Here is a 12,121-nt window from a genome sequence, read left to right as displayed (position 1 = left end):
TATCGACGAGGTTGTTTGCGTTGCCGCTTGCCCTGTCGATGGAGGCGCATTATAGGGAACAGATTCTTTCTGGCAAGCAGATAATTGCAAAAAGATGGCTTTCGCTGTTTGTTCGCTCACAAAGCCACCAATTGGCATATTAAACCGGCGAAATCAGCTCACTGCAGGCACCGCAACAGCAAAATCGTGCAGATTGTCATAGAGAGCATCGGCCAGCGCACTACCCGTTTCGGTCACCGGCTTACCGGTTCTGACCATGATCTTGTGACCGACACCAGCATTGACAGCAGCTTTTAGATCGGAAGGCTTGTCACCCACCATATAGGAACGACTCATGTCGATCCCCAGTTCCTGTTGCGCCAACAGCAGCATGCCTGGCTCCGGTTTGCGGCAATCACAGGGGGCGCTGTGATCCGGATGATGGGGGCAGAAATAGATGCCATCGAGATCCACATCCCGATCAGCCAGTGACCAATCCATCCATTCAGTCAGATTCATGAAGTCATCTTCACTGAAGTAGCCGCGGGCGATTCCGGACTGGTTGGTGACGACGACCAGCAGATAGCCTTTCTTTTTGAGGAGCTGCAGGGCGTCTATGACTCCGGGCAGAAAATGGAAATCATCGACCTGACTGACATAGCCAGTGTCTTCATTGATGACACCGTCACGATCCAGAAAAATGGCGGGGTTGCTCACGGAAACTACCTCTATCAATGGTTTTGCCCAGTATCTCACAGGCCATAAATAGCCCCAAAAATAAAAGGGGTGGCCGAAGCCACCCCTTTTCATGTTTGTATATAACGAATCGATTAGGCGATTACGCTAGCTACAACACCAGCACCTACGGTACGGCCACCTTCACGGATAGCGAAACGCAGGCCGTCGTCCATTGCGATCGGAGCAATCAGGGTAACAACCATTTTGATGTTGTCGCCCGGCATTACCATCTCTACGCCTTCCGGCAGTTCGATGGTACCGGTCACGTCGGTAGTACGGAAGTAGAACTGCGGACGGTAGCCTTTGAAGAACGGGGTATGACGACCACCTTCTTCTTTGGACAGTACGTACACTTCAGATTCGAACTTGGTGTGCGGCTTGATAGAACCCGGCTTGGCCAGTACCTGACCACGCTCTACGTCTTCACGCTTAACACCACGCAGCAGCGCGCCGATGTTCTCGCCTGCACGACCTTCGTCCAGCAGCTTACGGAACATTTCTACACCGGTACAGGTGGTAGAAACGGTATCTTTGATACCAACGATTTCTACGGTCTCACCTACTTTAACGATACCGCGCTCTACACGACCGGTAACTACGGTACCACGGCCAGCGATAGAGAATACGTCTTCGATAGGCATCAGGAACGGCTGGTCAATCGCGCGCTCCGGCTCAGGGATGTAGGTATCCAGGTGGCCAGCCAGCTCGATGATCTTCTCTTCCCACTGAGCGTCGCCTTCCAGCGCTTTCAGTGCGGAACCGCGAACTACCGGCAGGTCATCACCCGGGAAGTCGTACTCGGTCAGCAGTTCACGAACTTCCATCTCTACCAGTTCGAGCAGCTCTTCGTCATCAACCATGTCACACTTGTTCATGAACACGATCATGTACGGGATACCAACCTGACGACCCAGCAGGATGTGCTCACGAGTCTGCGGCATCGGGCCGTCAGTCGCTGCTACTACCAGGATCGCGCCGTCCATCTGGGCAGCACCGGTGATCATGTTTTTAACGTAGTCGGCGTGACCCGGGCAATCTACGTGGGCGTAGTGACGGGTAGCGGTGTCGTATTCTACGTGGGAGGTGTTGATGGTGATACCACGCTCACGCTCTTCCGGTGCCTTGTCGATCTGGTCGAAGGCGAAAGCTTTACCACCGAAGTGCTTGGCCAGCACGTTGGTGATAGCTGCAGTCAGGGTGGTTTTACCGTGGTCAACGTGGCCGATGGTGCCGACGTTTACGTGCGGTTTATTACGCTCAAATTTTTCTTTAGACACGACGTAGTCCTTCTAGGTTAAACCCGCCTACCGTCGTAGGCGGGGAATCTTAAATTACTTGGATTTGCGCTCTTCGATCACGGCTTGTGCAACGTTGGTCGGTGCATCGTGATACTTGGCGAATTCCATGGCGTAGGAAGCACGACCCTGGGTAGCGGAACGCAGTGCAGTTGCGTAACCGAACATTTCGGCCAGCGGCACCAGAGCACGTACGATCTTGCCGGACGGGCCATCTTCCATACCTTCGATCAGGCCACGACGACGGTTCAGGTCACCGATAACGTCGCCCATGTAATCTTCCGGAGTTTCAACTTCTACTTTCATGATCGGTTCGAGCAGAACCGGGTTGGCTTTCATGAAGCCAGCCTTAAAGGCCATGGAAGCAGCGATTTTGAACGCCAGTTCGGAAGAGTCGACATCGTGGTAAGAACCGAAGTGCAGACGCACACCCAGATCCATAACCGGGTAACCAGCCAGCGGACCAGATTTGAGCTGCTCACGGATACCTTTATCAACACCCGGGATGAATTCACCAGGAATGACACCACCTTTGATGTCGTTGACGAATTCGTAGGCTTTGCCTTCTTCCAGCGGGTACATATCGATAACAACATGACCGTACTGACCGCGACCACCAGACTGCTTGGCATGCTTGCCTTCGATGTCTTTAACGGTGGTACGGATGGTTTCACGGTAGGCAACCTGCGGCTTACCTACGTTGGCTTCAACCTTGAACTCGCGACGCATACGGTCAACGATGATGTCCAAGTGCAGCTCACCCATACCAGCGATGATGGTTTGACCTGACTCTTCGTCAGTCCATACGCGGAAGGACGGGTCTTCCTGAGCCAGACGGCCCAGAGCCAGACCCATCTTCTCCTGGTCAGCCTTGGTTTTCGGCTCAACCGCGATAGAAATTACCGGCTCCGGGAATTCCATACGCTCGAGGATGATCGGTGCGTTCGGGTCACACAGGGTGTCACCAGTGGTCACGTCTTTCAGACCGATGGCAGCAGCGATGTCACCAGCGCGTACTTCTTTGATCTCTTCACGCTTGTTGGCATGCATCTGAACGATACGGCCAAAACGCTCGCGCTTGTCCTTGACGGAGTTCAGCACGGTGTCACCGGAGTTGATCACGCCAGAGTAGACACGGAAGAAGGTCAGGTTACCAACGAACGGGTCGGTAGCGATCTTGAACGCCAGAGCAGAGAACGGCTCGTCATCAGAAGCGTGACGCTCGTCTTTGGTCTCGCCGTCCATTTTCAGGCCGTCGATAGCAGCAACGTCGGTCGGAGCCGGCAGGTACTCGATCACGGCATCCAGCATTGCCTGTACGCCCTTGTTCTTGAACGCGGAGCCACAGGTTACCAGGATGATTTCGTTGTTCAGCACGCGCTGACGCAGAGCACCTTTGATCTCTTCCTCGGTCAGCTCTTCGCCGCCCAGGTATTTTTCCATCAGGTCTTCAGACGCTTCAGCAGCGGCTTCAACCAGATTCATGCGCATTTCTTGCGCCTGTTCCAGCAACTCGGCCGGGACGTCTTCGTAATCGAAGGATACGCCCTGATCAGCTTCATTCCAGTTGATGGCTTTCATCTTGACCAGGTCAACAACGCCCTTGAAGTTCTCTTCAGAGCCGATGTTCAGCTGAAGGGGAACCGGAGTACCCTTCAGACGGGTCTTGATATGCTCAACGCAGCGCAGGAAGTTGGCACCGGTACGGTCCATCTTGTTGACGAACGCGATACGGGGAACCTTGTACTTGTTAGCCTGACGCCATACGGTTTCAGACTGTGGCTGTACGCCACCTACGGCACAGTACACCATCACGGCACCGTCCAGAACACGCATTGAACGCTCTACTTCGATAGTAAAGTCAACGTGGCCCGGGGTATCGATGATGTTGATACGGTGCGGTTGGAACTGTTTACCCATACCGGACCAGAAAGCGGTGGTCGCGGCGGAGGTGATGGTGATACCACGCTCTTGTTCCTGTTCCATCCAGTCCATGGTGGCAGCGCCATCGTGAACTTCACCGATCTTGTGACTTACACCGGTGTAAAACAGTACGCGCTCGGTAGTAGTAGTCTTACCGGCGTCAATGTGAGCGGAGATACCGATGTTACGATAACGCTCAATGGGGGTTGTACGAGCCATTGTCATCCTCTTACTAAGGCACTTGTCCCTAGATAATTAAAGGTGCGCAGAGTCAAAAGACCCTGCGCAAGCGGATTACCAGCGGAAGTGAGCGAAGGCTTTGTTCGCTTCAGCCATACGGTGAACGTCTTCACGTTTCTTGACAGACGAACCCTTATTGTCAGCGGCATCCAGCAGCTCGCCAGCCAGACGCTGAGCCATTGATTTTTCACCACGTTTACGAGCGGCATCAACCAACCAGCGCATTGCCAGGGCATTGCGACGTACCGGACGAACTTCTACCGGCACCTGATAGGTTGCACCACCGACGCGACGAGATTTAACCTCGACCGCCGGACGAATGTTATCCAGAGCTTCTTCGAATACGGCCAGGTGCTCTTTGCCAGATTTGGTGGCAATGATGTCCAGGGCGCCATAAACAATGGCTTCTGCAACAGATTTCTTACCGTCAACCATTACTACGTTGACAAATTTAGCCAGCAGCTCTGATCCGAACTTGGGATCTGGCAGGATTTTACGCTGACCAACAACACGACGTCTTGGCATTTCAAATTCTCCGTAACTTCAGGGATTACCCAAAACTAGAAAGCTATCTAACTAGAAACGAATTAACGTTTGGCCTTACTTAACGGAGAACCATTAAGCTTTAGGACGCTTCACGCCATACTTGGAGCGAGCCTGCTTACGGTCTTTAACACCGGCACAGTCCAACGCACCACGAACGGTGTGATAACGAACACCTGGCAAGTCTTTTACACGACCGCCACGGATCAGAACAACAGAGTGCTCTTGCAGGTTGTGACCTTCACCGCCGATGTAGGAGGTGACTTCGAAGCCGTTGGTCAGACGTACACGGCACACTTTACGCAGTGCAGAGTTAGGCTTCTTCGGGGTGGTGGTATATACACGAGTGCATACGCCACGCTTCTGAGGGCACGCTTCCAGCGCCGGCACGTTGCTTTTCACAACGAGCTTGATGCGTGGCTTGCGAACCAACTGGTTAATAGTTGCCATCAAAAGGCTCCTGATAATGACTTCATAAACGTGTGGAAAATCCTCCCCGCAGATACGGGGACGCGAAATTTTATGCCCTGTTGTCTGGGGAGTCAAGATTTATACAATTTGCGTCACAAAAGGGCAATTCGGATCCGTTTGCTTTCACGACATCACCTTGAATTTTCTTGAAAATATGCTTCTCAGCCACCCCAGGTGCGCGGGGAACCTTTTTGCGCAATCAGAGCCACCAGATCCGCCATATCGAGCACATTACCCACCCGATGCTGCAAACCGCGAGCTTGCAGATCTTCCTGCATCACATAAAGCGGGAGACCCGCCAGCCGCGCGCTCCACTGGGGAACCGATGCCGCAATCACGGCATCCTGCATCAGTACCAGCTCATCCTCGGGCTGAAGGTATGAGAGCGCCTCTGCCAGAGCCTGACTCTGAAAGGGAGAGTTCAATATCAGATGCAACATGGAGACCTCAAAAGCTGATGTGAGTCGAACACTGTGCCCAGCGCCGAGCCAGTTCCTGGCGCGGCAGACTCTCGACGGGGATCAGCAGATCATCCACTGTCACGCCACGCTCTGCCAGCGAGTCAGCACAAACATAGACCTCTTCGATGTCGTAGAGTTCCAGCATTTTGAAGGTGGGCGCGTAGTGGCGCTGCAAAATGGCGGCAGGCTGCTGCTCCTTGAGCAGTTGCAGCACGCCGTCCCCAATCAGGAAGAGGGCCAGTTCATCGGTCATGGCCGAGGTGGCCAGCAGGGCATCCAGTCCTTCCCGGCCGGCGGCATGGCCATGGGGGCCACGACTGCATATAAAGGCAATTTTCTTGTTCATGACTCCCCCTAGAACTGAACCAGTCGATCGGCGGTGAGCGCCGCCTCGGCCAACTGGCCCAGACCGCTCAGACAAAATGGCGGTTGCAGATTGAAGTGTACCTGCCCTGCCCCCTTGGCTTCCTGTTCATCGAGCACACCGCGTCGCATGGCGGCAGCGACGCAGACGTCGATACGGATCCCCTGCTCTTCTGCCAGCTCTCGCCACAGACGCACCAGGTCAGTCTCATCGGATGCAGGCAGATGCAAACCGTTGCCGTTGCAGACCCCGTCCTGATAGAAGAACAGGTGGGACAAGGAATGCCCCTGTGCCAACAGGGTGCGGGCAAAACGATAGGCTGTGCTGGCCGATTGGGTGCCATAGGCAGGCCCCGTGACCAGGATGGCAAAACTCAGACTCATAGCAGGACTCCTGTGCTGACCCGGTCCATTTTACGCCAAAAACAAAAAAGCCCCTGCCAGGAGGGGCTTGATTCGATCTGCTGATCAGAGATGGGCTATCGCCTCGACCTCGACCAGCACATCTTTCGGCAGACGAGCCACCTCCACGCAGGAACGGGCTGGTGCTGCATCGCCAAAGTAGCGGGCATAGACCTGATTGAAGGCAACGAAGTTGTTCATGTCACTCAGGAAGCAGGTGGTTTTGACCACTTTGCTGGCATCAGCACCCGCAGCGTGCAACACGGCAACCAGATTCTTCATCACCCGTTCGGCCTGCTCTTCGATGCCGCCAGCCACGATTTCCATGGTGGCAGGATCGAGCGGGATCTGCCCGGAGGTGAAGATCATCTCGCCAACCTTGGTAGCCTGAACATACGGACCAATCGCTGCAGGCGCCTTGTCGGTTGCAATCACTTCTTTAGCCATTCATCTATCCCCTTCTGGAATGAGTTACTCGTTCTCATCTTCACCCTGCTTGCGCTGTCGGATGTAAAGATAAACGGTATGTTTTGAAATATTGAGTTTGTCCGCCACCAGATTGATCGAATCCTTGATGTCGAAAATGCCCTTCTCGAACAGCTGGGTCACGATGAAACGGTTCTTGGCATTGTTGGCCACGGTGGGATCGCGGTTGATCTCGTCGATGGTGTTATCCACCGTCTGTGCAACCAGCTCTTCCACGCTATTGGCGAAGGTCTCTGGTGACTGACGCGCCGCCTGCTGGGGCGTCGGGAAAAATTCGGCCACGAACTCGTGGAAAGGCGCATTGATGTGCAGGTTGATGCAAATAAGCCCCACTACTTGCCGCTCGCTGTTGCGAATGGCGATGGTGCTCGACTTCATCAGCGCGCCGGTACGGCTGCGAGCGAAATAGCTCTGGGTGTAATCCTGGCCGGTGCTCTCGATATCCTTGAGCATGCGCAGGGCGAGATCGGTGATGGGCGCCCCGAGGGTGCGTCCGGTATTGAAGCCGTTGGCGATCTTGATCACCGACTCGTGCAGATTTTCCAGGGAGTGGAGTACCACTTCACAATGCTTGCCGAACAGCTCGGCCAAGCCATCGATGAGCCCATCGTATGAGCGCAACAATTCCCTGTCTTCATCTGTAAAAGTGCGGCTGATCAGCTGTTCTTCGGGAAGCATGGCTTCCTCGATACCGACAGTCATGTTCTACCCCTGTAATAACCATTCAACTTTCCCGAGTTTTAAATTGCAGGGGAGTAAAGTCAACTTTTTTTGATTTTTTACTCTACAACTTTGCTCTGGATCATCCTGAAACCCGCGCTGCGTCTACCTTTGCCGAGGAATTGGCCAACAAAAAGGGCTCCTTGAAGGAGCCCTTTTTAATCACGGATGACGAGTTACTCTTCGTCGAAGCTACCGGCTGCGTTCAGCAGATCCGCCAGGTTCTGCTCCGCTTCATCAGCGGTCACCTGCGGGGTGCCAACAGCACGAGCTGCGGCAGCACGCTGGTTGATCCGGCTGTGGTGGTAGGCAAAGCCGGTACCAGCCGGGATCAGACGACCCACGATGACGTTCTCTTTCAGACCACGCAGTTCATCACGCTTACCACCAACGGCAGCTTCGGTCAGAACGCGAGTAGTTTCCTGGAAGGAAGCCGCGGAGATGAAGGACTCGGTGCTCAGAGATGCCTTGGTAATACCCATCAGAACATGACGGTAGGTCGCAGGGGTCTTGCCCTCGGCAACCAGCTTACGGTTGGCAATCTTCACACGAGCCACTTCAACCTGTTCGCCTTCGATCAGATCGGTATCGCCAGCGCTCAGGATCTCGCACTTGCGCAGCATCTGACGAACGATGACTTCGATGTGCTTGTCGTTGATCTTAACGCCTTGCAGACGGTATACGTCCTGCACTTCGTTGGCGATGTAGTTGGCGACCGGGCTGATACCGCGCAGACGCAGGATGTCGTGAGCAGACTCAGGACCGTCCGCCAGCACTTCACCCTTCTCAACTTTTTCACCTTCGAACACGTTCAGGTTACGCCACTTCGGAATCATCTCTTCGTAGACGTTGCCACCATCGGTCGGGGTGATGACCAGACGGCGTTTGCCCTTGGTCTCTTTCCCGAAGGAGATGGTACCGGAGATCTCGGCCAGAATTGCCGGTTCCTTCGGTTGACGTGCTTCGAACAGATCCGCAACGCGCGGCAGACCACCGGTGATGTCCTTGGTACCGCCGGACTCTTGCGGGATACGCGCTACCGCGTCACCCACGCCCACGTTGGCACCATCTTCCAGGTTCACGATCGCCTTGCCCGGCAGGAAGTACTGGGCGGCTACATCGGTACCCGGGATCATCACGTCTTTGCCGTTCAGGTCGACCAGTTTAACGGTCGGACGCATCTCTTTACCGGCGCTCGGACGCTCGTTGACGTCCAGAACAACGATAGAAGAGAGACCGGTCAGCTCGTCGGTCTGACGAGTGATGGTCACGCCATCGATCATGTGTTCGAACTGCAGGCGACCTGCCACTTCGGTGATGATCGGGTGGGTGTGCGGATCCCAGTTGGCAACGGTCTCGCCAGCACTCACGGCCTGGCCGTCCTTCACTTCCAGCACGGAACCGTAAGGCAGCTTGTGGCTTTCCTTGGTACGGCCCATGTCGTCCATGATGGTCAGTTCGGTAGAACGTGAGGTGATAACCAGTTTGTCATCGCTGTTGTGAACGAACTTGGCGTTCTGCAGCTTGATGGTACCTGTGTTCTTGACCTGGATGCTGCTTTCAGCAGCGGCACGAGATGCAGCACCACCGATGTGGAAAGTACGCATCGTCAGCTGGGTACCCGGTTCACCGATGGACTGGGCGGCGATAACACCGACAGCCTCACCCTTGTTAACCAGGTGACCACGGGCCAGATCACGGCCGTAGCAGTGAGCACAGTTACCGAAGTCGGTTTCACAGGTGATGGCAGAACGTACCTTCACACGGTCAACGGAGTTACGCTCCAGCAGGTCACACAGCTGCTCGTCGAGCAGGGTGTTGCGAGCAACCAGGATCTCGTCCTCGGTACCCGGCTTGATGACATCTTCTGCCACCACACGACCCAGCACGCGCTCACGCAGCGGCTCGACCACGTCGCCACCCTCGATCAGCGGAGTCATCCACAGACCGTCGGTAGTGCCGCAATCGTCCTCGGTGATCACCATGTCTTGCGCCACGTCTACCAGACGACGAGTCAGGTAACCGGAGTTCGCAGTCTTCAGTGCAGTATCCGCCAGACCCTTACGAGCACCGTGGGTAGAGATAAAGTACTGCAGTACGTTCAGACCTTCGCGGAAGTTCGCGATGATCGGGGTCTCGATGATGGAGCCATCCGGCTTGGCCATCAGGCCACGCATACCTGCCAGCTGACGGATCTGGGCGGCGGAACCACGCGCACCAGAGTCGGCCATCATAAAGATGCTGTTGAACGAGGCCTGCTCTTCTTCTTCACCCAGCGAGTTGACGTTACGCTCTTTGGACAAGTTCTCCATCATGGCCTTGGAGACGCGCTCGTTGGCGCTGGCCCAGATATCGATAACCTTGTTGTAACGCTCGCCCGCAGTTACCAGACCTGACAGGAACTGGTCCTGGATCTCGGCAACTTCGGCTTCGGCTGCTGCGATGATGTCTTTCTTGGCATCCGGGATGACCATGTCATCGATACCAACGGAAGCACCGGACAGGGCCGCGTAGTGGAAACCGGTATACATCAGCTGGTCAGCGAAGATAACGGTGTCCTTCAGGCCCTGCTTGCGATAGCAGGTGTTCAGCAGACGGGAGATGAGCTTTTTGCCCAGCGCCTTGTTGGATACGCACTTGATCCAGTTCTGCGGATTGGCATCCAGATCAGCCTGTTCTGCAGCAGTCAGCACCTTCGGCTCGTCGATCAGGGCGTATTCCATACCTTTCGGCAGGATCAGGCTCAGGATCGCACGACCAACGGTGGTGTTCTTCATCTCGGTGTGTTCACGCAGAGAACCGTCTTCCTGACGCAGGTATTCGGTAATGCGTACTTTCACACGAGCATGCAGATCGGCCAGACCGGCGCGATATACTTTCTCGGCTTCTTTCGGGCCGGCCAGCACCATACCTTCGCCTTTGGCGTTGATACGGGCACGGGTCATGTAGTACAGACCCAAGACCACGTCCTGAGAAGGAACGATGATCGGCTCACCGGAGGCAGGCGACAGGATGTTGTTGGTAGACATCATCAGCGCACGCGCTTCCAGCTGGGCTTCCAGGGTCAGCGGTACGTGGACCGCCATCTGGTCACCATCGAAGTCCGCGTTATACGCAGCACAAACCAGCGGGTGCAGCTGGATTGCCTTGCCTTCGACCAGAGTCGGTTCGAATGCCTGGATACCCAGACGGTGCAGAGTCGGTGCACGGTTCAGCAGAACCGGGTGCTCGCGGATCACTTCGTCCAGGATATCCCAAACGACAGCTTCCTCACGCTCCACCATCTTCTTGGCGGCCTTGATAGTGGTCGCCAGACCGCGGGTTTCCAGCTTGCCATAGATGAACGGCTTGAACAGTTCCAGCGCCATCTTCTTCGGCAGACCGCACTGATGCAGACGCAGAGTCGGGCCTACGGTGATAACGGAACGACCGGAGTAGTCGACACGCTTACCGAGCAGGTTCTGACGGAAACGACCCTGCTTACCCTTGATCATGTCGGCCAGGGATTTCAGCGGGCGCTTGTTGGAACCGGTGATGGCACGACCGCGACGGCCGTTATCCAGCAGCGCATCGACGGACTCTTGCAGCATACGCTTTTCGTTGCGCACGATGATGTCCGGAGCAGCCAGATCCAGCAGACGCTTCAAGCGGTTGTTACGGTTGATCACGCGACGGTACAGATCGTTCAGATCGGAAGTCGCGAAACGGCCGCCGTCCAGCGGTACCAGCGGACGCAGGTCCGGTGGCAGCACAGGCAGCACTGTCATGATCATCCACTCCGGCTTGTTGCCGGACTGCAGGAAAGCTTCCATCAGCTTCAGACGCTTGGTGGTCTTCTTGCGCTTGGTCTCGGAGTTGGTTTGATCCAGCTCCTCACGCATGGTTTTGACTTCACCTTCCAGATCGATAGCGCGCAGCAATGCCAGGATTGCTTCGGCACCCATCTTGGCGTCAAATTCGTCGCCCCACTCTTCCAGCGCATCCAGGTACTGCTCTTCAGAGAGCATCTGGCTGCGTTCGAGGTTGGTCATGCCCGGCTCGATTACGACGAAAGATTCGAAGTAGAGCACGCGCTCGATGTCGCGCAGGGTCATGTCCAGCAGCAGACCGATACGGGACGGCAGGGACTTCAGGAACCAGATGTGGGCAGTCGGGCTGGCCAGCTCGATGTGGCCCATACGCTCACGACGGACCTTGGTCTGGGTCACTTCAACGCCGCACTTCTCACAGATCACACCACGGTGTTTCAGGCGCTTGTACTTGCCGCACAGACACTCGTAGTCCTTCACCGGTCCGAAGATACGGGCGCAGAACAGACCATCACGCTCCGGCTTGAAAGTCCGGTAGTTGATGGTCTCAGGCTTTTTGACCTCACCGAATGACCAGGAGCGGATCATGTCAGGAGAGGCCAGACCGATCTTGATACTGTCAAACTCTTCGGTCTTGGTCTGAGCCTTCAAAAACTTGAGTAAGTCTTTCACGTGTTTCCCCTGTCAGGAG

11 protein-coding genes are annotated in these 12,121 nt (G+C 55.3%); all 11 read right to left on the bottom strand.

All coding sequences use genetic code 11. The features are described 5' to 3' along the window. Positions 1-153 precede the first annotated feature (153 nt). Complete coding sequence (gene gmhB, locus OKC31_RS13945) at positions 154-696, bottom strand: D-glycero-beta-D-manno-heptose 1,7-bisphosphate 7-phosphatase (RefSeq protein WP_216959730.1); 543 nt, start codon at positions 694-696, stop codon at positions 154-156. A gap of 113 nt (positions 697-809) precedes the next feature. Continuing rightward, positions 810-1,994 (bottom strand): elongation factor Tu, encoded by a 1,185-nt coding sequence (tuf, locus tag OKC31_RS13940; protein ID WP_005339879.1) that lies wholly within the window; start codon positions 1,992-1,994, stop codon positions 810-812. 54 nt (positions 1,995-2,048) lie between these two features. Next, the gene (fusA, locus tag OKC31_RS13935) at positions 2,049-4,154 is read right to left on the bottom strand and encodes an elongation factor G (RefSeq protein ID WP_021229318.1); all 2,106 of its coding nucleotides are present in this window, start codon (positions 4,152-4,154) and stop codon (positions 2,049-2,051) included. Between the two features lie 75 nt (positions 4,155-4,229). Further along, positions 4,230-4,700: a 30S ribosomal protein S7 gene (gene rpsG, locus OKC31_RS13930; protein ID WP_005339911.1), complete on the bottom strand. Its 471-nt coding sequence runs from the start codon at positions 4,698-4,700 to the stop codon at positions 4,230-4,232. Between the two features lie 93 nt (positions 4,701-4,793). Further along, on the bottom strand, positions 4,794-5,168 hold the full coding sequence (rpsL, locus tag OKC31_RS13925; RefSeq protein WP_005306278.1) for a 30S ribosomal protein S12: 375 nt from the start codon (positions 5,166-5,168) through the stop codon (positions 4,794-4,796). A 182-nt stretch (positions 5,169-5,350) separates the two neighbouring features. Next, positions 5,351-5,629, bottom strand: coding sequence for a sulfurtransferase complex subunit TusB (gene tusB, locus OKC31_RS13920; RefSeq protein ID WP_247823810.1), 279 nt, complete (start codon positions 5,627-5,629; stop codon positions 5,351-5,353). Positions 5,630-5,636: 7 nt separating this feature from the next. Beyond that, a complete protein-coding gene (gene tusC, locus OKC31_RS13915) occupies positions 5,637-5,996 on the bottom strand; it encodes a sulfurtransferase complex subunit TusC (RefSeq protein WP_021229316.1) in 360 nt (119 codons plus the stop codon). 8 nt (positions 5,997-6,004) lie between these two features. Then, positions 6,005-6,397, bottom strand: coding sequence for a sulfurtransferase complex subunit TusD (gene tusD / locus OKC31_RS13910; protein WP_247823809.1), 393 nt, complete (start codon positions 6,395-6,397; stop codon positions 6,005-6,007). An 84-nt stretch (positions 6,398-6,481) separates the two neighbouring features. After that, the gene (locus OKC31_RS13905; protein ID WP_005339904.1) at positions 6,482-6,862 is read right to left on the bottom strand and encodes a RidA family protein; all 381 of its coding nucleotides are present in this window, start codon (positions 6,860-6,862) and stop codon (positions 6,482-6,484) included. 24 nt (positions 6,863-6,886) lie between these two features. Continuing rightward, positions 6,887-7,603, bottom strand: a complete 717-nt coding sequence (locus OKC31_RS13900) for a helix-turn-helix transcriptional regulator (RefSeq protein ID WP_005339902.1) — start codon at positions 7,601-7,603, stop codon at positions 6,887-6,889. Between the two features lie 194 nt (positions 7,604-7,797). Further along, positions 7,798-12,102: a DNA-directed RNA polymerase subunit beta' gene (gene rpoC / locus OKC31_RS13895; RefSeq protein WP_005339899.1), complete on the bottom strand. Its 4,305-nt coding sequence runs from the start codon at positions 12,100-12,102 to the stop codon at positions 7,798-7,800. Between the last annotated feature and the right edge of the window lie 19 nt (positions 12,103-12,121).

Source organism: Aeromonas sp. Y293-4 (genome assembly GCF_027705905.1).
In the GTDB taxonomy this organism is placed as follows: domain Bacteria; phylum Pseudomonadota; class Gammaproteobacteria; order Enterobacterales; family Aeromonadaceae; genus Aeromonas; species Aeromonas veronii.
The sequence above is the reverse complement of the archived record's forward strand: the minus strand, read 5'-3'. Positions and strand labels throughout refer to the sequence as shown.